General features: G+C 48.8%; 24 protein-coding genes and 1 riboswitch. Of the genes, 19 read left to right on the plus strand and 5 right to left on the minus strand.

The genetic code is table 11. The features are described 5' to 3' along the window. Positions 1-8: 8 nt before the first annotated feature. The 7 genes from ACQ4MX_RS16720 (at position 9) to ACQ4MX_RS16750 (ending at position 7418) form a co-directional block, all read left to right on the plus strand. Complete coding sequence (locus tag ACQ4MX_RS16720; protein WP_431086097.1) at positions 9-968, plus strand: acetylxylan esterase; 960 nt, start codon at positions 9-11, stop codon at positions 966-968. A 56-nt stretch (positions 969-1024) separates the two neighbouring features. Further along, a riboswitch (purine riboswitch) is annotated at positions 1025-1124 on the plus strand. 69 nt (positions 1125-1193) lie between these two features. Next, positions 1194-2372, plus strand: coding sequence for an MFS transporter (locus ACQ4MX_RS16725; protein WP_431086098.1), 1179 nt, complete (start codon positions 1194-1196; stop codon positions 2370-2372). Positions 2373-2424: 52 nt separating this feature from the next. Next, the gene (locus ACQ4MX_RS16730) at positions 2425-2568 is read left to right on the plus strand and encodes an RAxF-45 family protein (protein WP_187644841.1); all 144 of its coding nucleotides are present in this window, start codon (positions 2425-2427) and stop codon (positions 2566-2568) included. A 105-nt stretch (positions 2569-2673) separates the two neighbouring features. Beyond that, positions 2674-4776, plus strand: coding sequence for a ribosomal protection-like ABC-F family protein (abc-f, locus tag ACQ4MX_RS16735; RefSeq protein WP_431086100.1), 2103 nt, complete (start codon positions 2674-2676; stop codon positions 4774-4776). Positions 4777-5112: 336 nt separating this feature from the next. Then, the gene (locus ACQ4MX_RS16740) at positions 5113-5841 is read left to right on the plus strand and encodes an ABC transporter ATP-binding protein (protein WP_014278662.1); all 729 of its coding nucleotides are present in this window, start codon (positions 5113-5115) and stop codon (positions 5839-5841) included. After that, on the plus strand, positions 5838-6638 hold the full coding sequence (locus ACQ4MX_RS16745) for an ABC transporter permease (protein WP_431086102.1): 801 nt from the start codon (positions 5838-5840) through the stop codon (positions 6636-6638). The genes ACQ4MX_RS16740 and ACQ4MX_RS16745 overlap by 4 nt, the downstream gene beginning before the upstream one ends. A 12-nt stretch (positions 6639-6650) precedes the next feature. After that, complete coding sequence (locus ACQ4MX_RS16750; protein WP_431086104.1) at positions 6651-7418, plus strand: ABC transporter permease; 768 nt, start codon at positions 6651-6653, stop codon at positions 7416-7418. A 107-nt stretch (positions 7419-7525) separates the two neighbouring features. On the opposite strand, the gene ACQ4MX_RS16755 is transcribed toward ACQ4MX_RS16750, so the two are convergent. Beyond that, complete coding sequence (locus ACQ4MX_RS16755) at positions 7526-8530, minus strand: cellulase family glycosylhydrolase (protein ID WP_431086106.1); 1005 nt, start codon at positions 8528-8530, stop codon at positions 7526-7528. A gap of 166 nt (positions 8531-8696) precedes the next feature. On the opposite strand from ACQ4MX_RS16755, the gene ACQ4MX_RS16760 reads away from it, so the two are divergent. The 3 genes from ACQ4MX_RS16760 to ACQ4MX_RS16770 are packed head-to-tail and all read left to right on the plus strand — an operon-like array spanning position 8697 to position 11636. Then, positions 8697-9929 (plus strand): ABC transporter substrate-binding protein, encoded by a 1233-nt coding sequence (locus ACQ4MX_RS16760; protein ID WP_431091358.1) that lies wholly within the window; start codon positions 8697-8699, stop codon positions 9927-9929. 16 nt (positions 9930-9945) lie between these two features. Then, complete coding sequence (locus tag ACQ4MX_RS16765; protein WP_014278657.1) at positions 9946-10812, plus strand: carbohydrate ABC transporter permease; 867 nt, start codon at positions 9946-9948, stop codon at positions 10810-10812. Next, positions 10812-11636, plus strand: coding sequence for a carbohydrate ABC transporter permease (locus ACQ4MX_RS16770; RefSeq protein ID WP_431086108.1), 825 nt, complete (start codon positions 10812-10814; stop codon positions 11634-11636). The genes ACQ4MX_RS16765 and ACQ4MX_RS16770 overlap by 1 nt, the downstream gene beginning before the upstream one ends. 103 nt (positions 11637-11739) lie before the next feature. Here the strand turns inward: ACQ4MX_RS16770 and ACQ4MX_RS16775 are convergent, their stop codons facing one another. From ACQ4MX_RS16775 to ACQ4MX_RS16785, 3 genes are all read right to left on the minus strand, one after another. Further along, positions 11740-13425 carry a DUF4179 domain-containing protein gene (locus ACQ4MX_RS16775; protein ID WP_431086109.1) on the minus strand — a complete coding sequence of 562 codons (1686 nt, stop codon included), beginning with the start codon at positions 13423-13425 and terminating at the stop codon, positions 11740-11742. Further along, positions 13394-13945, minus strand: a complete 552-nt coding sequence (locus tag ACQ4MX_RS16780) for an RNA polymerase sigma factor (RefSeq protein WP_431086111.1) — start codon at positions 13943-13945, stop codon at positions 13394-13396. The genes ACQ4MX_RS16775 and ACQ4MX_RS16780 overlap by 32 nt, the downstream gene beginning before the upstream one ends. A 299-nt stretch (positions 13946-14244) precedes the next feature. Further along, entirely contained in the window at positions 14245-15252 is a 1008-nt protein-coding gene (locus ACQ4MX_RS16785) for an acryloyl-CoA reductase (RefSeq protein WP_431086113.1), read from the minus strand. Between the two features lie 301 nt (positions 15253-15553). Between ACQ4MX_RS16785 and ACQ4MX_RS16790 the strand changes: the two genes are divergently transcribed. Then, entirely contained in the window at positions 15554-16963 is a 1410-nt protein-coding gene (locus ACQ4MX_RS16790; RefSeq protein WP_431086115.1) for an MATE family efflux transporter, read from the plus strand. 195 nt (positions 16964-17158) lie between these two features. Then, positions 17159-18172 (plus strand): LacI family DNA-binding transcriptional regulator, encoded by a 1014-nt coding sequence (locus ACQ4MX_RS16795; protein WP_431086117.1) that lies wholly within the window; start codon positions 17159-17161, stop codon positions 18170-18172. Between the two features lie 189 nt (positions 18173-18361). Here the strand turns inward: ACQ4MX_RS16795 and ACQ4MX_RS16800 are convergent, their stop codons facing one another. After that, positions 18362-19318, minus strand: coding sequence for a sugar kinase (locus ACQ4MX_RS16800; protein ID WP_431086118.1), 957 nt, complete (start codon positions 19316-19318; stop codon positions 18362-18364). Between the two features lie 340 nt (positions 19319-19658). Between ACQ4MX_RS16800 and kduI the strand changes: the two genes are divergently transcribed. The 7 genes from kduI (at position 19659) to ACQ4MX_RS16835 (ending at position 26758) form a co-directional block, all read left to right on the plus strand. Further along, a complete protein-coding gene (kduI, locus tag ACQ4MX_RS16805; protein ID WP_431086120.1) occupies positions 19659-20489 on the plus strand; it encodes a 5-dehydro-4-deoxy-D-glucuronate isomerase in 831 nt (276 codons plus the stop codon). A gap of 75 nt (positions 20490-20564) precedes the next feature. Then, positions 20565-21209 (plus strand): bifunctional 2-keto-4-hydroxyglutarate aldolase/2-keto-3-deoxy-6-phosphogluconate aldolase, encoded by a 645-nt coding sequence (locus tag ACQ4MX_RS16810; protein ID WP_431086121.1) that lies wholly within the window; start codon positions 20565-20567, stop codon positions 21207-21209. A 50-nt stretch (positions 21210-21259) separates the two neighbouring features. Beyond that, complete coding sequence (gene kduD / locus ACQ4MX_RS16815; protein WP_404519322.1) at positions 21260-22036, plus strand: 2-dehydro-3-deoxy-D-gluconate 5-dehydrogenase KduD; 777 nt, start codon at positions 21260-21262, stop codon at positions 22034-22036. A 255-nt stretch (positions 22037-22291) separates the two neighbouring features. Further along, positions 22292-23530, plus strand: coding sequence for a CynX/NimT family MFS transporter (locus ACQ4MX_RS16820; protein ID WP_283653735.1), 1239 nt, complete (start codon positions 22292-22294; stop codon positions 23528-23530). Continuing rightward, the gene (locus ACQ4MX_RS16825; protein WP_431086122.1) at positions 23511-24662 is read left to right on the plus strand and encodes a winged helix-turn-helix domain-containing protein; all 1152 of its coding nucleotides are present in this window, start codon (positions 23511-23513) and stop codon (positions 24660-24662) included. The genes ACQ4MX_RS16820 and ACQ4MX_RS16825 overlap by 20 nt, the downstream gene beginning before the upstream one ends. A gap of 94 nt (positions 24663-24756) precedes the next feature. Continuing rightward, the gene (locus tag ACQ4MX_RS16830; RefSeq protein WP_431086124.1) at positions 24757-26121 is read left to right on the plus strand and encodes an MFS transporter; all 1365 of its coding nucleotides are present in this window, start codon (positions 24757-24759) and stop codon (positions 26119-26121) included. Between the two features lie 49 nt (positions 26122-26170). Further along, positions 26171-26758, plus strand: a complete 588-nt coding sequence (locus ACQ4MX_RS16835; RefSeq protein WP_431086127.1) for a GNAT family N-acetyltransferase — start codon at positions 26171-26173, stop codon at positions 26756-26758. Positions 26759-26996: the final 238 nt, after the last annotated feature.

Genomic DNA, 26996 nt, shown 5'->3' on the forward strand with positions numbered 1-26996 from the left:
GGACTTGAATGCCGGAGGATATGTCTTTACAGCAATTGCAGTCGTATACGGGCAGTAGTCCGAAGCCGCCGGATTTTGATGCGTACTGGGAACGGGCGCTACAGGAGCTGGAGCGGCAGCCGCTGGATTATACGCTGGAGCCAGCCGATTTTGTCTCTCCGCTGGTGGAGTGCTTTCATCTGTATTTTACAGGAGTAGGCGGAGCGAAGGTTCATGGAAAGCTCGTCCGACCCAAGCATTTTACAGAAAAAGGTCCGGCTTTGGCGATGTTTCACGGATATTCCTGTGACAGTGGCGACTGGTTCGATAAAGTGAGCTATGCAGCACATGGATTTACCGTGCTGGCTCTGGACTGTCGGGGGCAAGGCGGTTTGTCTGAGGACAACTTGCAGGTTCAGGGAACGACGATTCGTGGGCATATCATCCGGGGAATCGACGACCCGAACCCGGATCGGTTCTATTACCGTAATGTATTTCTGGATACGGTGCAGACGGTGCGTATTCTGATGTCAATGGAGCAGGTAGACCCTGATCGAATCGGCGCGTTCGGATGCTCCCAAGGGGGAGCATTGACAGTTGCCTGTGCTGCATTGGAGCCACGTGTGCGTGTAGCGGTTCCGGTATATCCGTTCCTGTCGGACTATAAAAGAGCTTGGGCGCTGGATGCCACCACATCCGCATATGAGGAGCTGGTGTATTATTTTCGCTGGTTTGATCCGAATCATGTGCGCGAGGAAGAGTTATTTCACCGACTAGGCTACATCGATATTCAACATTTGGCAGATCGTATTCGCGGTCGGGTGCTATTTGTGACGGGGTTGTCGGATACGATCTGCCCACCTTCCACACAATATGCGGTGTACAATAAAATCGTATCGGACAAGGAAATGCTCCTGTATCACGAATACGGCCATGAATACTTACCATATCTGTCGGATCGCGCCATGAGCGAATTTTTACAGCTTTAGGGGGTTGAACTTCGGGTTAGGCTCCTTTATAGTAATGTCTATAACCTTCGTGATGCGTGATCAATGAATGTCCCATTTGTATAACCTCAATAATATGGTTTGAGGGTCTCTACCAGGAACCGATAAATCCTGATTACAAAAAATGTGCGTCTTTGTACATTTCTTGTGGTCAGGATTTTTTTACGTATATCGAGGGATTTACATGATAGCAAAGGAGCTTATGTAATGAACTTTAAAGTAGTTATCTTAACGATTGCGACCTTTACGGTGGGACTGGTGGAGTTAATTATCGGTGGCGTTCTGCCCCAGATTGCGCAGGATTTGAATGTCTCCGTAAGCACGGCGGGACAGCTTATTATGATCTACGCGCTTGTCTATGCTATCGCCGGGCCGACATTATTGGCGCTGACCGCCAGAATTGAACGAAAACGGCTGTATTTATGGTCGATGTTTATTTTTATTCTGGGAAGCCTGTTGGCCTTCTGGAGTCCGAATTATGCGGTCTTATTTGTATCCCGTATCGTTACCGCCGCAAGTGGATCATTGATTGTGACGTTATCGCTGACGATTGCCGTCAAAGTGGTGTCCAAGGCTTATCAGGCCCGGGTTCTCGGTGTGATCTCCATGGGGGTTAGCTCGTCCATCGTGCTTGGTATTCCAGCCGGGGTGCTGATTGGAAATGCGTTTGGCTGGCGGGTGCTGTTCCTGATTATCGCCGTGTTGACGGTAGTTGCTATGATCGTCATGAACTTGTTTATGGAGCGGATTCCGACGGAACATGTCGTGCCGATGCGCGAGCAACTGAAATCCTTGAAAAATGTGAAGGTGATTAGTGCGCATCTCGTGACTACGTTAACGTTGGCGGGTCATTACACACTGTATGCGTATTTCACTCCATTTATGGAGAATATGATGGGCTTGAATGCATCGTGGATTAGTGTCGCCTATTTTGTATTTGGACTTTCGGCTGTTGGGGGCGGTTTTATTGGCGGCTCTTTGGCGGATCGTTTTGGCACAGCGAAGAGTATTTTGATCATTGTGGGCGTATTTATCGCCGTGATGTTCTTGCTGCCATTCTCGGTTCACTCGATGTATGTATTTGCGCCGTTGCTGATCATCTGGGGTATATTAAGTTGGGCCTTGTCTCCGCCGATGCAGAGCTATCTCATCGAAAATGCTCCCGAATCAGGTAGTATTCAGCAAAGCTTCAATTTCTCTGCTCTCCAGATCGGGATTGCCCTCGGCTCAGCCTTGGGCGGTGCGGTAATTGAGAATAGTGAATCAGTTGCCACGAACGCCTGGGTGGGCGGGGCTTTTGTGATTGTCGCTTTTGTATGCGGCGTATTTTCGATTACGAGAAGCGGAGCATCGCAAACAGTTAGTGGGCATCGCCCTCTTTTATAAGGCGAGAAAATATGCTATACTACACACAATTATGAAGAAGGAGGTGAGGTAGGTGAATCACGAGATGCTGAACAACCGTATTAGCCAGCTGCCGATTGCTATGGCTGGCATTATGCATGCTTTTCCATTCAACGGGAGAAGTCTGTCCAATTTTAATCATACGGTTGTAAACATCGCGAGAAGACGCCTACCTTAACTCGAACGGATTGTGTATCATCCAAAGAGTCGCGGGCTACTAGCTCCTGCGGCTCTTTTTGTGTTGCGCGGGTAAGGGTCTTCCTAAATAAAGGAGAGCCTAGACATGTATATTGTGAACGGTCAACAATTGAAAAAATACCACGGTGCCAATCTGATTCTGGACGGTGCATCGTTTGATATTCATACGGGGGAAAAGGTGGGGCTCATCGGCCGCAACGGAAGCGGCAAAACCACCCTGTTACGCCTTATTGGGCGTTTATCCCGACCGGATGAAGGGCAGCTCGTCATCGCCAAGGATACGAAAATCGGCTATTTGCCGCAAATCCCGGCGGAGTTTGAACACTTGAGCGTGTACGAAACGCTGGCTTACGCCTACCGTGAGCTGAAGGATTGCCGCAGTCAGATGAGCGAGCTGGAGCGTGAAATGTCCGATCCGGTAGTAGCTGCGGATGCGGATCGTTTGGAGAAGCTGCTGCAATCGTATGCCGCCTTGCAGGAACGGTTTGAGCGAAGCGGCGGCTATGAAATGGATGCGAATATCGATCAGGTAGCCGACGGGCTGCGTATCCCCAAAGCCATGTATACGCGCAGCTTTGGTTCGTTGTCCGGCGGGGAGAAAACGAAGATTGCACTCGCATCCCAGTTGATCGGACGACCGGATCTGTTGCTGCTGGATGAGCCGACCAACCATTTGGATTTAAAAGGTCTGGAATGGCTGGAGCAATTTTTGCAAGGCTATATGGGCGCGTGTGTTGTTGTATCCCATGATCGTTATTTTCTGGATCGCGTTGCCGTCAAGATGATTGAGCTGGAGGATGGCGAGGCGTTTACGTACTATACGAATTACAGCGGTTATGTCAAGGAAAAGGAAGAACGGCTGCTGCTGCAATTTGAGGATTATAAGGAACAGCAAAAGCGGATCAAGAAGATGAAAGAGGCCATTCGGCGTTTTGAAGAGTGGGGACGCAATGGGGATAACGAAAAGTTTTTTAAAAAAGCGAACTCGATCCGTAAAGCATTAGAGCGCATGGAACTGGTGAAGCGGCCTGTACTGGACCCGCAAGGGGCTGAGTTTAATTTGAGGTTGGAGGACCGTTCGGGCCGGCGGGTGCTGCATTTCGAAGAAATGGCCAAAGCCTACGGGGAGCGCCAGATATTAAACGGTGCTACAGGAAGTCTGGAATTCGGTGAAAAGGTCGCTCTGCTGGGAGATAACGGTTCGGGAAAAACGACGCTGCTCAAGCTGCTGCTCGGTCAGGAGAGTGCCGATGCAGGCATGGTGCAATGGGGCGCACGCGTGGAGTATGGATATTTGGCGCAGCAGGAAAGAGAGCGGGACAGTCGTGCGACCGTGCTTGTGTACTTCAAGGAAGAAGCGGGTGTCGAGGAAGGCGAGGCACGCGGGCTGCTGGCGAAGTATTTGTTCTACGGAGCAGATGTGTTTAAGCCTGTTAGCATGCTGTCCGGTGGAGAATGGTCCCGCTTGCGGCTGGCGTTGTTGGTCATGAAAAAGCCGAACTTGCTGGTGCTGGATGAGCCGACCAACCATTTGGACATCGACTCACGCGAGGCGCTGGAGGAAGCGCTGGACAGTTACACGGGAACCGTGCTGGCGATTTCGCATGATCGTTATTTTGTGAACAAGCTGGCCGGGCGCGTCTGGGAGCTGGAAGATGGAAAGCTGGCCTCTTATCTGGGCGGCTTCGATGAATACCGGGCGAAGAAGCGGGAGCTGGAACACGCCCGCTTCCTGAGCGCAGGAGATGCCGGGGCACGCACGGCATCCGGAAGCAGAGCCGCCGCAGGTGGCGGCTCTGGCTTGGGCGGGGCTGCACCTGTCAGTGCAGCCAGCAATAGGACGGCTTCGGCTGCGCGGACAGAAGCGCCTGCCGGGGCCGATGCGAGCCGCACGCGTCCGAGTGCGGCAGGCCGTTTGGACTCGCCCGTCGCAGGTAGCGGGTCGTCCGCTGGCACGGGGGCACGCGGAGCGAAGGCCGCGAAGCCGTTCCGGCCGCCCGCCGTATCCAGCGAACGGCTGGAGCGGGCGATTGCCGCCAAGGAAGCGGAATTGGCGGCGGCGGATGCCGAGCTGGAGCAGCTCGGCACAAGCGACGACACTGCGCGCATGGCGGAGCTGTGGGATGCGCGTGAGCGACTGCAAGCGGAGCTGGACACGTTGCTCGGCGAGTGGATTGAACTGGCATAGGTGGTAGGCTAGTTACTAAATAGACAACGGTTTATTTTATATAGAGGGTAGCCCTGAGGTGGAACGTTCACCGAGGGGCTACCCTCTTGCTGTGTAAAGTCATCATGCTCGGTAATTTAATAACCATTTATTAAAATAATTAGTATTAATGAATTGTTATATTTTTATTTTACATATAAAGAAAGTTGTTTACATTTCGCAACATGTGATACTTTTTAATCTGTATAAATAATATGATGCACTGTTAAATGAAGTTTACGTTGTCAATAAAGATTTTACATATCAAATGCACCGTTGGAACTATTTTGTGATTTGCTTGTGGATGGAGGGAATGGTATGTCGGACTCCTTACTGGAGGTCAGTCAGGTAATGAAAAAAATGGGGAAAAGAAATTTATTGGATGATGTTTCATTTAAGCTTCAGAAAGGAAAGATATATGGATTTATTGGGCCTAATGGAGCAGGCAAAACAACAATGATGCGTATTATGACTGGATTAATGCAGCCAACCAGCGGCTCTGTAAAGATAGCTTCATATGATGTACACACAGATCGGGAAAAGGCGCTGTCCAAGGTGGGTGCTATTATTGAATCTCCGGTCTTTTTTGATTATATGACAGGCAGGCAGGTTCTGCGTAATTTGTCACGGTTGCACTCTGAAATTGCACCCTCAGATCGGGAGATACATATCGAAGAGTTGCTTACAAAGGTGAGGCTGGAAACGCGGGGGGATGACAAGGTGAAAACCTATTCCCTGGGAATGAAGCAAAGGCTAGGTATTGCGCAGTCCATGCTGGGTGCTCCTGAACTTCTATTGCTGGATGAACCGTCCAATGGGCTTGATCCCATGGGGATGAGGGAATTGAGAGATATTGTGCTTCATTTGCGTGATTCAGCGAATTATGCCTTTTTTATCTCCAGTCATCTGTTGGATGAATTGCAACAGATGTGTGACGAACTCATTGTAATTAAAGAAGGCAGGCTGGTTTGGCAGGGGCCTGCTGATCAACTGGTAAAGGAAGGTCAACGGCTGGAGGATGCCTTTATGGGATTAATGGGACTATGAAGCTATTAATATACAGTGAGTTCGAGCGATTATGGAGACGAAAGTGGTTCTGGCTCATGGTTTTATGTACACCGATGCTAGCCTATTCGACAGGAGTATATTTTTTGCGCACGATGAAGGTCCCTGTAGAGGTATTATCCTTAAACTTTGTCGTTACTGGTCTGCGTGAGAATTTGTTTTTAGCATGCAACATAGCTGTGGCTGCTTTAGCTGCAGCTATATACACAGAGGAATTTCGAAGCGGGCAACTGCGTTTGTTATTTATGCGCCGATTTACCCGCGGTCAGATTTTCTGGAGTAAGTTACTTGTTTTGAATGCTTCTATCTTGCTTCTTCTCATTGCATTTGCAATATCCTCGCAGGTGATTGTTGAAGTATGGACTCTTTCATATGATGTAAGTGATGCGGGGCTGTCCGGATCTCAAGGACTACAGATGCTTGAATACTATGGTTGGGCGCTTGCCTCGTTATTAGCAATAAGCTCCTTCTACTGCTTTGTCGCTATGCACAGCAAGAGTGTAACGTATGCCATCGGTGTTTGTATGGTATACAATCTGGGCTCTCTGTTGTTTGATTCATTGTATTTAAAATTGGCCTCTTTCGTTTCTCATATACCCTATTTATACAATGTAATCACGTTTATGATTATTCCGTTTATGCAGCATACAGGATTAGATAGGTCTTTAATGGGGAACTTGTCTGTGAATGGAGCCATTGTCACCGTTGTTAGTCTATATATTATTTTTTTTACTTGGGGTGCATATCGCCGTTTTGTGACCGATGATTATCTGTATTAGGGGGATTTCTTCATGCTAAGAATCTGGCGAAGTGAGATGGAACGAATTTGGAATCGCAAATCCACTCTTTTATTATATATAGCCTATATATTAATCGTGGTTGTAATTATATGTAGCCATAAAGTAACGGGTACGAAGGTCTTACGTTTTGGTGAAGGAACTGTGGCCGTAAATAATCTGAACCTGCCGTGGCTGATGATGAGTGAGGTTGCTTTATTTCTAATTACAGCAATCCTGCCCATTCTGTATGTGGATCAGTTAAGCGGCGATCTCTATTCCGGAGCGTATAGGCTATATATGTTACGACCGTATCGACGTTTTCAGTTTTGGCTTGCCAAGTTGCTCGCACTATCAGCCTCGACGGTCATTTTTATGGGGACAAGCCTGCTTATAGGTGTACTCACAGGATGGTTGTTCTTCCCGCATAGCTCTACTTTTTTTAAATATGGTTCATCAGATGCCTCTCCCCCATCAGATGCCATACTCTACATACTTGTGTTTTATTTGGTATTAACGCTGGTTTGCTTGGTAAAGCTCATGTTGAGTAGCGCCGTATGTTTATTTGTGTCACGGCCATTGTTTGCCTATATAGTGATTCTTATCTTATCCGTATTTCTCTTCGAGTTGTTTAGGCCACTTATTATGTTAATGGACCCATTTCAGCAAATAATGTTTGCTTTAAGAGTAGAGAACTCCTTTAATTTCTGGATGTGTGCAGGAGGATTAATTCTGGTAAGTATCATTATTAGTTTTACACGATGGCAAAAAAAGATTGTTTAGAAATAGGGCTTTGTAGCCTGAACATCATAAAAGTTAAAAAAGATCCAATCGACCGCTTGAGGGTCGGTTGGATCTTTTTTAACATTAATTCCTTCTGAGACTCTACCTCAGTACACCGAAGCTGTCTTCGAGGTGTTCTTGATACCGTTGGCATCGTTCAATATGATATTGCCCCATGCCGTCGGTGTTTTCCAGTCGCTGCTGTTCACAAGGTCAAGCCATGCGTTCTCACTGTTGTTGCCCGTCCAGGACCAGGCCAGATAGCCGATGCCTTTGGCTTGGGATTGCTTCATGACCTCATAGGGATTCACGGTGGTACCCAGATTGTTGTTGCCGTTGTTATAGTTGTAACCAAACTCGCCCACGATTACAGCCAGCCCTTTATCCTTAATGGCTTGCAGCTCAGAGCCAATCTTGCTGGAATCATTGTAATTAGCGTACATATGGACGGAGAACAGCAAATTATGGTTTGGATCATGCTGTAGCAGCTCAACGCCATGGGCCTTAATGGGAGAGGCATATTGTCCCCAGCCGGAGCCGTCGATCACAATTGTATTCGGCAAGCCTGCGTTGCGCAGTGTGGTGATCGCCGTTTTATAAGCGTCTCGCCATGCGGCGTCGGTGAGGTTGTTGTCACCCCACTCATTCGCGATATTCACGAGTACGTATTTCTGGTTATCGGCCAGTATTTTTTTTACCGCTGGATCCGCGAAATAACGGGCCATATCGTTCAAATGGTTGGCGTCATTGCTGCCCGTAACATCATGCAGTTCAACGACGGAAATCAGCTTGAGCTGTTTAGCGCGGTTGATAATTTGCTCCAGTCTTTGTGCTGATCCATTCGTTTGCCACACAATGCGAACGGTGTTGGACTTTGTCGCCGCAATGCTATCCAATGCCTGATCGGCCTGTGTATCAAACCAGATATGAGGGTTATTCACTCCACGCATGACAAAGGTATTTCCGTTAGCATCCTTCAGACTGGTTCCGCTTACATAAAACCCCGAGGCTGCAAATGATCTACCTCCATTTAACAAACCCATACCGGAAAAAAGCAGCAATACTACAGCGAATACCAGTACCTTTTTACCATATAACCGCCAATCTCTCACAAACCAACGCCTCCTCCTCTATAGTCAAGTTAATCCTATGTTGAAAATGGATACATATTACACCTATTGTGATGTTGGAATGACATATCGTTTCTTTTACATAGACTTCGGGTATTAATTGTCTAGTCACGCAATAGATTGACATAGGGGAAAAGGAGGTATGAGTATGTGGAAATGGGGCAAGAGGCTGTCATTACTAGCTTCGATACTTCTAATGGCGATTATTGTAAGCGCATGCAATAAGGATGACGCGTCAGGCAAGGTAAAGATTGAATTTTTTCAGAACAAGCCGGAGGCCAAAGGTTCCTTCGATAAGCTGATCTCCCGATTCAATCAGGAGCATCCCGGCATTGAAGTGACACAGGTCAACCCGCCGGAGGCAGAGACGGTGTTGCTGACCCGGGTTGTCAAAAATGATGTACCTGACATTGTGGGGCTTGGGGCCACCGATACTTATTCCATTTTGGCGCAGAGCGGTATTTTTACGGATTTGGCGAATACGGATCTGCCGCATACCGTGGACCCGATCTACCTCAAAATGCTCAAGGATGTGACCGGGATCAATCCGGTGTACGGAATCCCTTATGCCGCCAATGCGAATGGTGTGATGTACAACAAAACACTTTTTAAGGAAATGGGATTACAGGTGCCCAAAACGTGGGACGAACTGATCGCAACGGCACAAAAGATCAAGGCCGCAGGCAAAATCCCATTCTATTTTACATATAAAGATGATTGGCAGACGAATCTTCCCTTCAATGCACTTGGCCCGAATCTGGTGGGCATTGATTTTTTCCTGCAACGACGTGCAAATCAGGTCACCTTTCAGGACAAGTACCGCGAGGTTGCGGAAAAGCAGCTGAAGCTGCTGAAATATGGACATGGCGATAATTTTGGCAAAAACTATGCGGACGGGAACCGTGCCTTTGCTAATGGACAGGGGTTTATGTACATCCAGGGCTCATGGGCGATATCTGAAATCCGCAAGGCGAATCCGAAGGTGGAGCTTGGATTCTTCCCGTTACCAACAGGGAACGATGAAAAGGCGGTCAAGCTGGTGTCCGGTATAGATACACTGTTAGCCGTGTCGGAGAGCACTCCGCATAAAAAAGAGGCCAAGGAGTTTATTGCCTTCCTGTTGAAGCCGGAGAACAGCAAGCAGTATATCACGGAGCAAACGCTGTTTTCAGCGGTGAAGGGAGTCACGCAGGATGATCCGAGTGTAGCGGAGCTGCTGCCGTATTTTAAATCCGGGCGTGTCATTGATTTTGCCGATCATTATATTCCGAAAGCCGTACAGTTAAACTCCATTGTGCAGGCCTTCCTGCAAAACGGAGACATCGACGCTTATCTGGCGAAGCTGGACCGAGAATGGGATAAGGTAGCTAACCGCCGATAGGGGAGGAGGATAAGACATGAACAAGCGACTAACGGCTTTCTATTGGATGACCGTGCCGGCTGTCCTGTTGTTTTTTATATTTTTGACATTGCCTGCTTTGCAGGGCTTTTATTATTCGCTCACGAACTGGAACGGCTTTGGTCATCAATATCACTTTGTCGGGTTCAAAAACTATGTCAACCTGTTTCAGGACGATAATGTGGGGAACGCATACTGGTTTACCTTCAAGTTTGCCATTGTGGTTACGATTGCAATTAATGTCCTCAGTTTACTGATTGCGCTGGGGCTGAATGCTAAAATACGGTTCCGTAACTTTTTTCGGGGCATTTATTTTCTGCCTAATATTTTGAGCGTGCTGATTGTCGGGTACATATTCAATTACCTGTTTTCGAACGTGTTTACGATTTGGGGGCAAAATTTAGGCATTACCTCATTGTCGACCAACATTTTGGGCAGCGAACAGTTGGCTTGGGTGGGAGTTGTGATCGTAGCTGTATGGCAGGGGATTGCCTTTAATACGATTCTGTATCTGGCCGGGCTGCAAACCATTCCAACAAGTCTGTACGAGGCATCCAATCTGGACGGTGCAGGCAAATGGCGTGAATTCTGGAGTATTACGTTTCCGCTGATTGCCCCGTTTTTTACGATCAATATGGTATTGGCGATGAAAAATTCTCTCATGGTGTTCGACCAGATCGTGGCCTTGACGAACGGTGGACCGGGGCGGGCAACACAGTCGATATCACACTTGATCTATACAGGGGGCTTTAGAGGCGGGGAATTTGCTTATCAGTCGGCTAACTCTGTCATTTATTTTATTGTGATTGCGATGATTTCCATCTTGCAGCTGCGATTCCTCCAGAGAAGGGAGATGGATAACTGATGAGAACGAACAGACGTACCAACTGGCCTGTGCTGCTTTTGGTGGCGTTGGGGACGATATTTATCCTGTTTCCCCTCTATATGACGGTGACGATTGCGCTTAAAAATCCCGAGCAGATGGCGCATTCTGCCTTTGCCTTTCCGACCGAGCTGCATTGGGAGAATTTTAGTCGTGCGGTAGAAATGACCAGCTTTTTCAGTGCTTTTCAGAATAGTGTAGTGGTCACGACATCGACGGTAGTGTTGACGCTGCTGACCAATTCCATGGTCGCTTATGCGATTGCGCGTAATATGCAGCGGCGCTTTTTTAAAGGATTATATTTTTATTTTGTGAGCGCCATGTTCATTCCGTTCCCGATCATCATGCTGCCGATTGTTAAACTGGCCTCGGGATTTCATATGACCAATCTGTTTGGGCTGATTATGCTGCACACGGTGTACGGGCTGGCGTTTAACGTGTTCGTCTATGTCGGCTACATCCGTTCCATTCCGGTGGCGCTGGAAGAGGCGGCTACGGTAGACGGGGCGACGACATGGGGCACGTTCTGGCGAATTATTTTTCCGTTGATGGCACCGATCAGTGCTACCGTGGGGATTCTCACCTGCCTGTCCACCTATAACGACTTTCTGCTGCCGCTTATTATTATCAGCGACCCGGAGCAGTACACGCTGCCGCTCGTTCAGTATGTGTTCCAGGGACAGTTCAATACAGACTTTAATCTGGCCTTTGCCTCGTACCTGATGGCCTTGCTGCCGATGATTATCGTCTATCTGATTGCGCAAAAATGGATCATCAACGGCGTTACGCAAGGCTCCGTGAAGTAAGCGAAAATAGAATAACTCCACGCGCACCGCAGCTTACTGGAAAAAAAGTGTCCTATATACCGCAGTTCACACAGGTATATGGGACACCCTTTTTATAGCATTACTATTCAGATGCTTCGCTTGTATTTGTCAGAGGCTGTAATGGTATAGTTGTCCCTGCCTCTGGGTCGTCCGTCGTGTAGTAGAACATATAGATGGAAGCCTCGGTCCCCTTGAAGTTCTTGTAGACATCAACCGCCTTGTTGTTGCCGTCTCCGTTGAAGTTGGTCGTGATCGGTTTGCCGATAATCCGTTCTTTGCCCAGACCAATATGGGTCTGGTTGATTCCACCAAAACGGGCATCCTCGCTATCGGTTTCCACGAACAGATCCGCTCCTTGTTTATAGTAGGTCCAGTTCACCGGATAGCCGCCAATTTGTGTGGTCAGCGTCTGCCTTTGATCGGAAATATGAGTTAAACGCAGCGGCGTTTTATCATCTGAGTGTATCGTTACTTTGTATTTCCCGGTGAAGGTAACCGGGGTGTCCTTGGTAATGACAAGATCGGACGGTCGCTCAAAACGGATCGTGGTCAGATAAGGTTCGCTATTAGGCGGTGACCATCGGTTACCCTCCAGCGTCTTGCCGTTCACGGAAAGGGAGTATTTTTGATAAGGGATATCGGCAAATTTTTTCTTACTTCTGACCGTGACACGAATTTCTGTGGGCGTGACGAGCATATGCTCCATCGTAAAATTTGGATCTCCCTTCTCCAGTGGGGTATTCAGCACGGTTTTAATCGTTCCGCTCTCCATTTGTTTTTTGCTTAACTGAAGATCAAATTCGATGGGCCCGTCGATACTTTTTTCCGTTTTGGCATACTGTAGCTTGTAGGTGGTCTGTTCTTCCGGTATATCACTCCGCTTAAAATACTGTTGTGCCGTATATTCTCCATTCTCTCCAGGCTTGCCAAAAGCCCCTCCCGGCTGCGACATCACAGGGATTCCGCCCTTGTAGGCCATGATCTGCGGATTATCCCATTTCTTTGGCATGGACGAATCGAAGGTAATTGCGGAGGATAGCATAAGTTTGTCCTTCCCTTGATCAAATGCTTGTACCTTTATGTCGTGCAATCCGTCACGACCCAACGTGAAAGTTTGCGGCTCAGGCGATTGGATATGGAGCGGCAAATCCAGTTCCTGTATGCTGTAAAGCTGCATATGCTCTACGGTCAGCTGCATGTTCTCCGTCTCCCGCTGTGGTGTCCAATCGCTTTCAAAATATCCGTTATACCGCTGGTTTTTCGGATCCCACTGTTGGAAGTTGTATTCCCCGTCACTGTCTTTTTGCGTAGCCTTTTTGAGTGACATACCTTTAACATTCCAAAACTCGTTGTTTGCACGTTTTCCGACCTCTAAGCTGTATAGGATAACCGTCCGGTTCTCATCGACAATAGCTGTATGTAGCGTTAGCTTCACTCCGTCTCTGGTCACAGACTGCTCCAGCGGTTGCCCAAGGTTTTGTTTCAGTGCTGTCTGGATGCCACTTCTTCCACGTAGCAGATTGTCCCAATTGTAGTGTATGGCGGCATAGACAGGAACTGCAACCAGAAGTGCGCTTAGAGAAGCGGCAATAGCTATTTTGCGCCAGTTTCTGTGTCGGCGTGGGGTAACGGCTTCGGAATGGACCGTCGTGGTAGGTGCAGTATGTCCTGCCTGTTCCATACGGCTCCACATGTTCTCGAAATCGGGATAGGGAACTCCCGCATCCTCATTTAGTTTATGCTTCAAGGTTTCTTTTATTTTGCTCATAGTTGTCTCCTTCCCACTCGGGGAGCTGTACGCCTGCATCCCGTAGTATTCGCTCCATTAGCCGAAGTCCTTTGTGCGTCCTTGATTTGACAGTCCCCAGTGGGATTGACAGCAGCTCGGATATTTCCCCTAAAGTAAAATCATGCATATAACGAAGTGTCAGCACCGCGCGGATTTTGGCCGGAAGACGATTCATATAAACAGCCCATTCCTCTGCGGATTCGCGCTCCTCCACCAGCCTGTCTACAGGCTTGCTTTCGATCCCGGTAAATAAATGGGGATTAGCTGACACCTTCGTATGCAAGCTGTTCCGGCGTTTAAGGTAATTCAGACAATGGTTTACTGTAACTTTCATAATCCAGGCTTTTAGTTGTTCGATGTGTTCGCGATTGCTGCGAAACAGGGTGATAAACACTTCCTGCGTCAAATCTTCTGCATCCGACGGGTCATGAACCATATAGTAGCAGGTTCGATATACATCCCGTTGATATCTATCAAACAACTCTCGATTGCTTTCCAATATTCGCTCTCCTTTCTTGTGCGGGTTATCTATATAACAACTGGAGCTCCAAAAAGGTTCATTGTTGTGAAAAGTAAACGTCCGTGTTGACTGGATTTCGCTTTTCCTCAAATGTACCATGTTTTATCCAGGTTGCTTGCTCATCCATTCATAAGTAACGGTAGAACGAAAAAGAAGCCTGTAAATCTCAAAACTGCAGATTTACAGGCTTCTTAAATTTTTCCAAAGCTAGACACGAGGGAATAAACAGTCCTTTATGTGGAACTGCATCGACGGATAGCTTGTGAATACACTTCCGCTTAGTCAGCCAATCGCACGAGCGTTCTGCCCTGTGAGCGGGCCGCGAGGATGTCCTCCAGCGCGCTTGGCAGGTCAGCCAGCCCGATTTCGCGCTCGACGAGCTGCTCCAGTTGTTTTGGCTTCCAGTCGCTGCCGAGTCGCTTCCAGATCGCTACGCGTGTTTCATAAGGGCAGAAGACGGAGTCTATGCCCAGCAGGCTGACACCGCGCAAGATAAACGGCAGCACCGTAGTAGGCAGCTTGGTGCCTGCCGTCAGACCGCTCACGGCAACGGAGCCGTTGTAGGCGACTTGGCTGAGCAGCGAAGCGAGCGGCTTTCCGCCTACGGGATCAATGGCCGCTTGCCAAAGCTGCTTGCCTAGCGGGCGGATGCTCTCCGCGCCGTCGTAGACCTCATCGCGGGAGATCACCTCAGCCGCTCCGAGCGCCTTGAGGTAGTCGTGCGCCTCGGCTTTGCCGCTACTGGCTACAACATGGTAGCCCCTCGTGCCCAGCAGGGCAATAGCAGCTCCGCCAACGCCACCCGTTGCTCCGGTGACGAGTACCTTGCCCTGATCCGGCGCAACGCCGTTTTGCTCTAGCCGATGCAACGAAAGGGCTGCGGTAAAGCCGGCTGTCCCATAAATCATGGCCTCTCTTGGCGTGAGCCCGTCCGGAAGAGGAACCACCCAGTCCGCAGGCACACGCGCATATTCGCTGAATCCTCCGAATTGAGATACACCAAACCCGTATCCGGTAACGAGAACGGCTTGTCCTTCGCTGAAACGGCTATCCTCCGAAGAGACGACGGTTCCCGAGCAATCTATACCCGGCACGAATGGATAGGCTTTGACAATATTGCCATCCTTGCGGGCGGCAAGCCCGTCTTTATAATTGATGCTGGAATAAGCGACACGAATCAATACTTCTCCAGCAGGTAAACTGCCAGCCTCCAAAGAGCGTACCTCTGCTTGGACTTCACCGTCTTGTGTCTGGTCGACGACAAGGGCCTGAAATGATTGAGTCATCTGTAAAATCCTCCTTTATTGCAATATAAGCCTTTGATGGCGAACGTTTTCATATATTCACAAATCATGCGTAAACAGTATACAACCATCCGCGCAGCCTGTCAGCGGCAATGCTCACAGGCCCATATTCTATTATACCTTTCTGCGTTTCAATAAAGTTCGATAATCAATTGTGAAGAAGGTGATAAATGAAATCTTACGCGTTTTGCAAATCATTTTACACAAACGGGATGTATTTTCAGAAAGACTGTGCTAACATACCCTTTGTTCGTTAAATAATTCTATGAAGAAAGGTGAATGAATGACAACCAGAGCACTAAAAAAAGGGTCGGTATTGTCCGAAGCCAAGGAACTGAATTTGTTCCATTTGACCTGGCCCATTTTCCTTGAATTGTTCCTGTTTATGCTGATGGGCAGCGTCGATACGTTCATGATAAGTTCTGTATCTGATAATGCCGTGTCAGGTGTAGGCGCGTCCAACCAAATTATTTCAATTGCTATCCTTGTACTGGAGGTTATCGGCAACGGCGCAGCTATCGTCGTAGCTCAATATATCGGTTCTAAAAAGCTTGTCGAAGCAGCCCAGGTTACGGGTACAGCCATTACTTTGAATTTAATGGTAGGTCTTTTACTTAGCGTGATTTTTCTCGTGTTTGGTACTCATATGCTGCAATGGCTTAACGTCCAGGGAGATATTCTGGTTTATGCGGAATCCTATATGAGCATCGTTGGGGGAGCCATTTTCCTTCAGGCATTGATTAACGCGCTGGCGGCGACCATTCGTACACATGGATTTACCCGAGAAACGATGTATGTATCGGTGTTGATGAACGTGATCCACGTGGTCGGCAACTATGTTTTGATTTTCGGACATTGGGGAATGCCTGCGCTTGGTGTAGAGGGTGCAGCTATTTCTACAGTAGGCAGCCGTTTTGTGTGTCTCCTGATTTTCTTCTGGCTGATGTACCGCGTAACCGAGGTGCGTGTCGAGTGGAAATATTACGTCCAATTGTCCAGAAAATTTATCACTAAAATTTTGCGTATTGGTGTGCCATCCGCGCTGGAATCCATCATGTATCAGTCGTGTCAGCTCATTTTTACACTGTACGTGACCTATTTGGGCGCAGAAGCGATGGCAACCCGTCAATATGCCAATAACATTTCGAGCTATATCTACTTGTTCAGTATGGCGGTCGGTATGGGGACGGCCATCGTGGTCGGAAGGCTGGTCGGAGCCAAACAGAAGGATACAGCCTATAAACGTGTAATGAGCAGTGTAAAATGGGCGCTTCTGGTGACCGTTGTTATTGATGTGGTGGTTATCTTTTTCCGTGTGCCTTTGCTTGGTCTGTTCACCGAAAACCCTGAAATTATCCGTTTGGGAGCACAAGTCATTTTACTTAGCATCCTGTTGGAAACCGGTCGGACGACGAATATCGTCATTATTAACTCCTTGCGTGCCGCAGGAGATGCCAAGTTCCCAGTCTTCATGGGATTGATCTCCATGGTCTGCATGAGCCTGCCGCTCGGTTATCTGCTCGTGTTCAAGCTGGATATGGGGCTGGCAGGTGTGTGGCTGGCGATTGCTGCTGATGAATGGACACGTGCTGTTATTATGTATGTCCGCTGGAAAAGCCGCTTGTGGGAAAAGCATGCTCTGGTGGAGCACGATACACCAGATCAACCAGCAACCCCGATTCCGGTACACTGATTCGAGGATCATTTATGATTATGTGGAGGTAGTTCAAGAGTCCATCTTGATCTGCCTCTTTTTGCTGTGCGGAGGGAAAATAGTAGTTAATCATGGTATTCATAAATAGAAGTATGGTAAATTTACTAAAAAAAAGATATACTTTTGTTGCACTAATGCAGTGCATGCAGTACATGAAGGACAAGGAGCGTATCCATGAAGAAACCGACGATTGAAGATGTTGCCCAGAAGGCGGGAGTGTCTAAAAGCACAGTCTCGCAGTTTCTGAACAAACGATATAAATACATGAGTGACCAGACCAGAGACCGGATTTCCGAGGTCATTCAAGAACTAAATTATCAACCTAACGGACTGGCTCGCAGCTTGAAGCAGAACCGGACGTTTATGGTGGGTGTCATTGTAGCCAACATTGATTACACGCTGTCGATCCAGTCCATTCGGGCTATTGAGGAGGAATTGCAGCGTTTTGGCATTCAGGTCATCATCTGTAACGCCGACGAGAACCCAGACAAGGAGAGCAAGTATATTGAGATGCTCAAGGCCCGTCAGGTGGACGGCTTGATTATTTTCCCGACAGGCAAGCATGCGGATATTTATAACCAGCTCATCCGTGAAAAGTATCCGCTGGTGTTTTTGGACCGTCTGGTAGACGGTGTGAACACGCGCAGTCTGCTGCTGGATAACGAAATGGCGGTCAAGCTGGCGATTCAGGAGCTGGTGGCCCATAAGCATGAACGGATCGCGCTGATTACCCTGCCGCTTGGACTGAACCGGATTACTCCGAGGGTAGAGCGGTTGAGCGGGTACAAAAAGGCGCTGGAGGAGCGTGGCCTCCCTTTCCGTGAAGAGTACATGCGCAGCGTGCCGAAGGAGGATATCCAGCAGACGCTGGAGGAGCTGTTTCAGTTGCCGGAGTCGCCGACTGCGCTGCTGGCCGGGAACGATATCGTGCTGGCAGAGGTGCTGAAATATGTGAATGCCCGCCGTATCCGCATTCCGGCCGAGCTGTCCATTATCGGAATTGACGATGCGGAATTTGCCCATATTTACAATCCGCCGATTACGACCATTACGCAGCCGATTGCGGATATGGGGAAGCAGGCGGCAAAAACGTTGCTGTCCAGCATCGAGGAGGGCGGCGAATCGGTTCCGATCATTTACCGCTTTGTGCCTGATTTAAACCGGGGGGAATCCGTCAAAACGTTGTAGGTGAACTTCTAAATATTACGTCATAAAAAATAACCCGTATTCCTGTCTGCGTTATAAGCCTGCATATACTTGCTCAGGCTGCGCATAAGTGAATACGGGTTATTTGAGTTATCTCCGAAGCTTCCTAACTCACCCTTGTTGAGTTTGTGGAACCAGCGATAAAGGAAAAGACAGGGGGAAGAAACCTGCCTAATTCGTGCTGGCGCTGAGTAAAAAGGACTCCAGCTCAGCTCGTGTCGGATAGCCGTCCATGTCTCCGGCTGACATGACCGCCAGTGCACCAAGGGCATTGCCGCGTTTGACCGCTTCGGCCAGGGACAAGCCCTCCAGCAGCGCGCTGATGACGCCTGCGGCAAAGCCGTCGCCCGCCCCGACGGTATCGACGACATGCTCCACGCGGAAACGTTTGACATATCCTTCTGCATCGGCGGATTTATAATACGCGCCTTCCGTTCCCAGCTTGATGATGACCAGCGAAGTACCACGGTCAAGGTAGAAGGAAGCGATATCCTCTGGTGAGGTGTAGCCTGTCAATATTTTACCTTCATGAATGCCTGGCAGAAGCCAATCGCAACCCTCAGATGCCTCGTTAATCGCCTCCACCATCGTTTGCGTATCAGGCCATAACTTGGGTCTGAGGTTCGGATCAAAGGATACGGTTTTCCCTGCCTTTTTCATAAACTGCCGCGCATGTCGGGCGAAGTCACGACACTCAGGGGAAAGGGCGACAGAAATACCTGTAAAGTGCAGATGGCGTGCTCCGGCAAAGTATGCCTCGTTAAAATCGGCGATGCTTAATGTGGAAGCGGCAGAGTGTCTGCGAAAATATTCGACCTCCGGGTCTCCGCTTGTGACTTTGGATTTAATCAGCATCCCGGTGGAGTGGTTTTTGGTAAACATGACGTTCTGGGTGTCGATCCCCTCCTGACGCAGCGCCCCGGCAATGAACCTGCCGAATGCATCCTCGCCTAGTTTGGTCACGAGTCCCGCCCGCAGTCCCAACCGCGCCAAACCGGCCGAAACATTCGTCTCCGCCCCGGCCAGCGCTTTGGTGAACGAACGCACCTCATCCAGAGAGCCTGCCTCATTGGCATAAAACATGGCCATCGGTTCTCCGAAGGTAACAGCATCCAATGTTGCGGTCATTCTAAATTCCTCCTTTGTTTAGTAAACTAAATCTGTAAGCGTATGCACCAACTGAATAAATTGAAATTATCACATAAATCGGTTTTTCACAATGATGAAGTTGATATATTTGTTAAAAACTTTTTGGATAATGTAGATAAAAAAATATGATTTTGTTTATCAAAAGGTAAAAAGAGTGTAAAAGTTCGTGAATATTAAGGATTTTTCAAGGAATAGTGAAGATTTGGGTTGACACCCTCTTAGATAATAATTACAATTCTAGCTAAGAAGTAGAGTTAGAAACCGCTTTTATAACGATTCCGTTGATAAAAAAGTTTATCTAAACAGGAGGAATGTTTTTATGGAAATGCGTTATTCAACTCATCCCGAACATGCCAAGCATTTTACGACTGAAGAGTTACGTCAGCACTATTTGATACAGGAGCTGTTTGTGCCTGAGGAAGTTAAGCTGGTCTATACGCATGAAGATCGTGTCATTATTGGGGGCATTTTTCCCGTGAATAAATCCGTTGCGCTGGAAGGTAACGATCAAATCAAGGCGGAAACCTTTTTGGAGCGCCGGGAACTGGGCATTTTTAATGTTGGCGGCAGCGGTACTGTAAAGGTAGACGGTGAAACCTATGAGTTGAACACGAAAGACTGTCTCTACGTAGGCAGAGGGGGCAAGGAGTTGATCTTTGAAAGCGATTCCAGCTCAAAACCTGCAAAATTTTACATTGTCTCGGCGCTGGCTCATACCACGTATCCGACAACGAAGCAGTCTTTTGCCGATGTACCGTCTGAAAGTCTGGGTTCGCAGGAAACCGCCAATAACCGCACCTTGCGCCGCTTTATCCATGATGAAGGCATTCAGAGCTGTCAACTGGTTATGGGGATGACGACACTGGAAAACGGCAGCGTATGGAACTCCATGCCGACACATGTGCATGACCGTCGTATGGAAGTGTATTTCTACTTTGAGCTGGATGAGAACGCGAGAATGTTCCACATGATGGGCGAGCCGAACGAAACTCGTCACCTGGTTATGAAGAATGATGAAGCGGTTATTTCTCCGCCTTGGTCTATTCACTGTGGGGCAGCTACGGGCAGCTATACCTTTATTTGGGGCATGGCCGGTGAAAATAAAACGTACAAAGACATGGATCAGGTAGCCATGAGTGAGTTGCGTTAATCCGGCATTTTGGAGCGGGGCACTTGCAAGCGGCTACTGGAACATAGCCATCCCATCGTGGAAAGGATCAGGAAAATGACGAAAAAGAAAGTTTTGGAGCATATCACTTCGGTTGGGGTTGTCGCGGTCATTCGGGGAAACACAGCGGAGGAAGCATACCAAATGTCCAAAGCCTGTATTGAAGGCGGTTTGGACAATATTGAGCTTACGTTTACCACGCCGGATGCGGATCAGGTGATTCGCAGATTGAGAGATGAATTTAAGGACCGGGCAGTGATTGGTGCAGGAACCGTACTAGAAGCGCTGACAGCCAGAATTGCTATTTTGGCTGGAGCGGAGTTCGTGGTGAGCCCTTCTTTTGAAGAAGAAACGGCGAAACTGTGTAATTTGTATGCGATTCCCTATATGCCAGGTTGCATGACGCTGAATGAGATCAAGGAAGCGATGAAGCTGGGCAGTGATGTTGTGAAGCTGTTCCCCGGCAGTGCAATGGGTGCGGATTTTGTTAAGGCGGTCAGAGGGCCAATGCCTCATGTGCAGATTATGCCAACGGGCGGCGTGGATCTGGATAATATGGAAACATGGCTGCGCAACGGAAGTGTCGCGGTGGGTATCGGGGGCAACCTGACGGCTCCGGCCAAGGAAGGCCGCTACGATCTGATCACAGAGAACGCTGCGCGTTATGTGGCTAAATATAAGGAAGTTCGTGCAGCGCTTTAGAATTCATTAGAGGTATATATTTTAAACTAAAATATGATGGAGGCGTAAGTATGGGTCTGGATACTTTTTCATTGGATTTTTTCAGCCTGAAAGGCAAAACAGCGATTGTAACGGGAGGTAACAGCGGTTTGGGTCAGGGATATTCAGTAGCTCTAGCCAAAGCGGGCGCGGATCTGTTCATTGTAGCCAACAATGATGATTATGAAGAAACAAGACGTCTGCTCGAACCTACAGGTGTGAAGGTTGTCTTTCATGAGGCGGATCTGACGCAAAGAGAATCCATTACAAAGATTGTAGAAGAAAGCGTCAAGGCATTCGGTAAAATCGATATTCTCGTAAACAACGCAGGTACGATCCGTCGCGCTCCTTTGCTGGAGTATAAAGATGAGGATTGGGACGCTGTAATGGAAATCAACTTGAATGCTGTTTATCACCTGAGTCAGGAAGTGGCAAAGGTGATGGTTGAGCAAAAAAGCGGGAAAATTATCAACGTCGCTTCCATGCTTGCTTTTCAGGGTGGAAAGTTCGTTCCGCCGTATACAGCAAGTAAGCACGCAGTCGCTGGCTTGACCAAGGCGTTTGCCAACGAGCTGGCGGTTCATAACGTTCAGATTAATGCGATTGCCCCTGGTTATATTGCTACGGCGAACACAGCTCCAATCCGTGCGGATGAGAGCCGCAATCAGGAAATCTTGTCGCGTATTCCTGCGGGACGGTGGGGTGATCCGTCCGATTTAATGGGAGTTGTTGTTTTCCTCGCGAGTCAGGGTTCCGACTACATGAACGGTCATATTTTGGCAGTGGATGGCGGCTGGCTGGTACGTTAAGGTTAAGCGGCACTGGATGCATCTAAATCATGGACCGAAAGCTGCCTCAAAAGGAAAGCATCCTTTCAGGCAGCTTTTGTTTGTTTGTAGTTGTGGTTGTACGCTGAATTGAAGATTTGGAGTGCTACGCTTATCCGTCCTATGCATATGGCATAAATGCCATTATAATTTAATGAGATAGAAATTGCTCAGGCTCCAGCCGTACACTCGGTTGGAGCCTTTGAGCATAACACAGATAGATTGGAGAATGGAGAGATGAGTTCACAGCAACATCAACGAGCTTTGGTATACAAATCCTTGTGGCATGCCGGTCCTTGGGTTCTTGCCGCAGGGATCATTTTGGTAGGTGCCAATCTGCGCGCCTCAATTACCTCGGTAGGACCTCTTATCGGTTTGATTAAGGATTCTTTGCATATTTCGAATACACTGAGTGGTCTATTAACGACATTACCGCTGCTGGCTTTTGCCCTGTTGTCGCCTTTTGTAGCCAAACTGTCGCGCCGCTTCGGGTCGCCTCTTATTATTTTTGCAGCCTTGCTGCTGTTGACTGCAGGTATTGTGGTGCGCTCAACGCTGGGGGTGACCGCATTATTTGCTGGGACAGCCATGTTGGGACTGGCTATTGCCGTGTGTAATGTTTTGCTGCCCAGTCTAATCAAAGAGGAGTTTCCTCGCAACAGCGGACTGATGACCGGCGTATATTCAGTTTCCATGAATGTAGTCGCTGCAACAGCATCCGGTCTGAGTATACCGCTGGCTCTGAACGGAGGTCTGGGCTGGCGCGGTGCTTTGGGAATATGGGGGATTGTGGGTGTCGTAGGTATTTTACTCTGGGTGCCCCAGCTTCTTAAGGCGCGCAAAACGGCCAATAAAGCGGCAGTGTCTGCCCGAACCGTGAATGTGTATACATCGTCTTTGGCATGGAAGGTGACGCTGTTTATGGGGCTGCAATCTGCCCTGTTCTACGTCCCTGCCGCATGGTTTCCCGAGATGATGGTCGGACAGGGAATGGATTCAGAGACTGCGGGATGGATGCTGTCCATGCTGCAGTTTTCGCAAATGCCGTTTACTTTTATTGTGCCTATTTGGGCAGCTCGGGTGAAAGATCAGCGGGTATTGGTTCTGATTATGGCTGCGCTGTATTTTATCGGTCTGGGTGGATTTCTGCTTGGGGCTACACAGTGGAGTGTGATTTGGGTCATTTGTATCGGTATAGCGGGTGGTTTTGCTTTCCCGTTGGTGATGATGTTCTTTAATTTGCGGACGCGGACACCGCAGCAGGCAGCAGAGCTGTCTGGTATGGCGCAATCCTTTGGTTATTTGCTAGCAGCGACAGGGCCGACGCTGTTCGGTTATTTACATGATGCAACACAAGGCTGGACAATTCCGCTGCTTCTACTCTTGTGTCTGAGCGTTTTGCTCATGTTTACAGGGCTGGGTGCAGCCAAGAAACGATATGTCGGAGGCGAGGTGGATGATCAGGCTACAATTTGATGCAGACGGTTATAGTGTAATCTGTAGTGCAGATCGTGTTATGTTGTTGGCTAAAGAGTTTGCGCTACTGCGCTTCCTATACGATAACCGCAATCAAGTGTTCACGCGGGAACAATTGTTGGATCGTGTATGGCCGCTGGAATATCCGGTGGAGCGCACGGTGGACGATCATATCTATAGATTGCGCAAAAAGCTCAAGCCATGGACTGCTCTTCGTATTCATACGATCAGAGGGTATGGCTATAGCTTGACTCTTGCAGATGTGCAACGACAGCAACATCCGTCTCTGCACGATCAGGAGGTACAAGACGCTGTCCATGGACTGTTTCGAAAATACCAGTTGCTTGGACAGGGCAATTCCATGGTGGCTCTAGCCGCCCAGCAGGAGCAGATGGGGTTCGAATTGTCTCTTTTTTATCAGATGTATACTCGATTTGTGCAGGCCGATATATTGTGGTTTTTGGAACGGGAGGACTTTGCTCCTAAAGATCGATTGTACTGGATGTTACTGCTATATACAGGTACAGGAGGGGTGACTGAGCGGGAGCTTGCTCTATGTGAGCGGGCGCTCTCCAGTGGATTACTGTCCGCCGAGCAGGAGCGTGAATTGCGCATTCTCAATATGTTGGAGGCTTATGTAGAGAATGGACAACCTGAACGCGCGCAGGAGGGACTTCCGCTAGCTTTTGCAGTGATGGAGCGGGATAAGCTGGATAAATTTGTGATGCCTGTTACGCTGATGGAGATGTACATGCATCTGACCGCCAACCGTATTGAGGAGGCTGCGACGCTGTCCAAACGTTTGGAGGATATGCTATCTGAGGCTCCGTATTTGCGGGAGCTGGGGCGTTATCGGATGATGCAGGGATTCATGCTCCTGCTTACTGGGGGAGTGGACGAGGCCGAGCGGCTACTGAATGAGGGGTTGGACACGCTTGATATGGCTAAACAGGAGTTGCTGAAAATCAAGGCAGTCTGTCAAATCCGCGGCTTTTTGAAGCGTTATGGTGCTTTTCCTGCGTTGGAAGAGAAATATGCTACTCAATATGAACGGCTTGATCGGGACAATGGATTAACCATGCATCGTTTGGCATTAAGACGTTGGTTGGAGCAAGCACTTTCTGCGGTCTGACATATTTTCTCGCTGTCTGATTTTCCTCTGATATAGGCCCGCTAGAATGTTCTTATTGCTAATAATGCAGAAAATGAGAGCAGGGTGAATAGAAATGAAGGAAAAAAAACAATCAGAATCCACGCCCAGCATTTGGCGCAACGGCCGTTTTCGGCGGATGTTTGCGGCGCACACGGCTGCTTCCTTTGGCGATTGGTTTGATGCCATCGCCATTCAGGTGCTCGTTGCTTACCGCTGGGAAGCCGACCCCATGCTGATTGCGCTGATTCCGGTTGTGATGGCGCTGCCGGGTCTGCTGCTGGGCTCTATCGCAGGCACGTTAGCCGACCGGGTGCATAAGGCCCGGCTGATGATGGGCTGCGATGCAGCTATTGCCTTGCTGACGCTGGCGATTCTCGCTGTTCCGGGCCCGGCGTGGCTGTTGCCTCTGCTGGGTTTGCGCGCGGCGGCTGGCGTATTCCAAATGCCCTCACAGCAAGGCTTGACCCGCACTGTAGTCGCCAGCGGCGACCTGTTTCAGGCGACCTCGCTGAATGGGCTGGTCAATCAGGCTTCCAAAGTGGCAGGGCCGTTATTGGGTGCCATGACCTTGGCTGTGCTGTCACCGCAGGCATGCATTATCCTCAATGCGCTGCTGCGCCTGTGCTCCGGTCTGGTGCTGTGGCCGTTGCGCGGAATCGGCCCCGCCCTCGTTAGCACGGAGCAGCAAGCGACGACTGCTGTGCTGCAAGGAAAGCTGGATTCGCCAAGCGCGGTTGAGGCTGATGAGGCCGAGCATCGGAAGGAGCGTGTCGGTTCGTCCCGTTTTTTAAGCCAATGGCGCGAGGGCTGGGCGTTCTTGTGGCGCAGCCGTATGCTTTTGCATACGCTTGTGTTCGGACTTTTCGGCATGATTGCCATCCTCATGATTGACTACCAGTTTCCGACGCTGCTGCGAGTGCTCGCCCCGGGTAACGAATCGCTGCTCGGCTGGCTGGTTTCAGCCATAGGCGCTGGTGCCGTCGCTTGTATGCTCGTGCTGAACCGCTTGAACCGGATAAGCGCGGGCTGGGGCCTCGGTGGAGGTTGTGTGCTGATTGGCGGAGCTATTGCCGCTTTAGGCTGGACGCAACCGGGGACAGGATTACCCATACTGCTTATGATTGGGGCCATGCTAGGCGTGGGCAACGGCCTGTATATCATCACCCAGAATTACATATTACAAGCCGGAACTCCGGCCGATATGGTGGGGCGCGTCTTCGGTATCCAAAGTACCGTGACCGGAGCGATCATGATCGTCTCACCGCTTATCGGGGGTGTAATGATTCGTATGGCCGGACCAGGCACTACCTTTGTCTGGATTGGAGTGACGATTGGGGCTTTGGGTTTAGTCGGACTCATGCTTCAATCCGTCATTTGGCGTGAGTCACCTGCTGATTTCAACAATTCTGCTGTGAAAAGTGCCGACCCTGCACAGTAGTTGGTTTCCAAATTTCGTAACTGAACATTTTTAGAATAGGAGGATGATTATGACTCAAAAATCTTTGCCCACAACACCAGTGGCACGGTTACTGGAAGGATCGCGGGTGTATCTGCGTCCGATTCACGTGGAGGACACCGAACTGTACTATAATACGTTGTTTGATCAGGACGTGAGGAGGATGACGGGTACGCAGCGCAGCTTTACCAAGGATCAAATTGGGCGTTATATTGAATCCAAAGGGCAGGATACCTCCAGCCTCCTGCTACTCATTGCCCTTCAGGAAGATGATCGTATCATCGGTGACGTTGCTCTTCAGGATATGGACAGCCTGAACCGCAGTGCCAACATCCGCATTGCCATTAATGAACAGGAGAATCAGGGAAAAAGCTACGGCACTGAGGCGCTTGTGCTAATGCTGGATTACGGATTCGGTATCTGTAATCTGCATCGAATTGAGCTGAACGTATATGATTTTAATGACAGGGCCATCCGTTGCTATGAAAAAATAGGCTTCCAACGTGAAGGCGTGCAACGGGATGCTTTATTTTATAATCATCAATACCATGACTCCATTCTGATGAGTATGCTGTCCTCTGAATACCGTGTCCGCTATGTAGAAAAAGCAGAGAACTGATTCAAAACGTTTACAGCGGTTTAATGAAAAGGTATAATCAAGATATAATTTGCGAACTTATGTAGGTTACTGAAAGACAACATAAAATGACAATGAATTACCGGAGGAGCCTGTCACCAAGGCTCCTCTTTGTCTTTTTTTAAGGGGATCTGTAATTACAGGTTCCTTTTTTGTTGTGTTCAGGGCACGTCAGCACATATTTTGCGCAAAGTTTTAGCATTTTATCAATACTAGATGT

This window comes from Paenibacillus sp. 8b26 (assembly GCF_050626875.1).
GTDB lineage: Bacteria > Bacillota > Bacilli > Paenibacillales > Paenibacillaceae > Paenibacillus.

Excerpts from the sequence above, each read along its gene's own strand:
- ACQ4MX_RS16720 (WP_431086097.1), top strand. The coding sequence starts at position 9 with ATGCCGGAGGATATGTCTTTACAGCAATTGCAGTCGTATACGGGCAGT.
- ACQ4MX_RS16725 (WP_431086098.1), top strand. The coding sequence starts at position 1,194 with ATGAACTTTAAAGTAGTTATCTTAACGATTGCGACCTTTACGGTGGGA.
- abc-f (WP_431086100.1), top strand. The coding sequence starts at position 2,674 with ATGTATATTGTGAACGGTCAACAATTGAAAAAATACCACGGTGCCAAT.
- ACQ4MX_RS16740 (WP_014278662.1), top strand. The coding sequence starts at position 5,113 with ATGTCGGACTCCTTACTGGAGGTCAGTCAGGTAATGAAAAAAATGGGG.
- ACQ4MX_RS16745 (WP_431086102.1), top strand. The coding sequence starts at position 5,838 with ATGAAGCTATTAATATACAGTGAGTTCGAGCGATTATGGAGACGAAAG.
- ACQ4MX_RS16750 (WP_431086104.1), top strand. The coding sequence starts at position 6,651 with ATGCTAAGAATCTGGCGAAGTGAGATGGAACGAATTTGGAATCGCAAA.
- ACQ4MX_RS16760 (WP_431091358.1), top strand. The coding sequence starts at position 8,697 with ATGTGGAAATGGGGCAAGAGGCTGTCATTACTAGCTTCGATACTTCTA.
- ACQ4MX_RS16765 (WP_014278657.1), top strand. The coding sequence starts at position 9,946 with ATGAACAAGCGACTAACGGCTTTCTATTGGATGACCGTGCCGGCTGTC.
- ACQ4MX_RS16770 (WP_431086108.1), top strand. The coding sequence starts at position 10,812 with ATGAGAACGAACAGACGTACCAACTGGCCTGTGCTGCTTTTGGTGGCG.
- ACQ4MX_RS16775 (WP_431086109.1), bottom strand. The coding sequence starts at position 13,425 with ATGAGCAAAATAAAAGAAACCTTGAAGCATAAACTAAATGAGGATGCG.
- ACQ4MX_RS16785 (WP_431086113.1), bottom strand. The coding sequence starts at position 15,252 with ATGACTCAATCATTTCAGGCCCTTGTCGTCGACCAGACACAAGACGGT.
- ACQ4MX_RS16790 (WP_431086115.1), top strand. The coding sequence starts at position 15,554 with ATGACAACCAGAGCACTAAAAAAAGGGTCGGTATTGTCCGAAGCCAAG.
- ACQ4MX_RS16795 (WP_431086117.1), top strand. The coding sequence starts at position 17,159 with ATGAAGAAACCGACGATTGAAGATGTTGCCCAGAAGGCGGGAGTGTCT.
- ACQ4MX_RS16800 (WP_431086118.1), bottom strand. The coding sequence starts at position 19,318 with ATGACCGCAACATTGGATGCTGTTACCTTCGGAGAACCGATGGCCATG.
- kduI (WP_431086120.1), top strand. The coding sequence starts at position 19,659 with ATGGAAATGCGTTATTCAACTCATCCCGAACATGCCAAGCATTTTACG.
- ACQ4MX_RS16810 (WP_431086121.1), top strand. The coding sequence starts at position 20,565 with ATGACGAAAAAGAAAGTTTTGGAGCATATCACTTCGGTTGGGGTTGTC.
- kduD (WP_404519322.1), top strand. The coding sequence starts at position 21,260 with ATGGGTCTGGATACTTTTTCATTGGATTTTTTCAGCCTGAAAGGCAAA.
- ACQ4MX_RS16820 (WP_283653735.1), top strand. The coding sequence starts at position 22,292 with ATGAGTTCACAGCAACATCAACGAGCTTTGGTATACAAATCCTTGTGG.
- ACQ4MX_RS16825 (WP_431086122.1), top strand. The coding sequence starts at position 23,511 with ATGATCAGGCTACAATTTGATGCAGACGGTTATAGTGTAATCTGTAGT.
- ACQ4MX_RS16830 (WP_431086124.1), top strand. The coding sequence starts at position 24,757 with ATGAAGGAAAAAAAACAATCAGAATCCACGCCCAGCATTTGGCGCAAC.
- ACQ4MX_RS16835 (WP_431086127.1), top strand. The coding sequence starts at position 26,171 with ATGACTCAAAAATCTTTGCCCACAACACCAGTGGCACGGTTACTGGAA.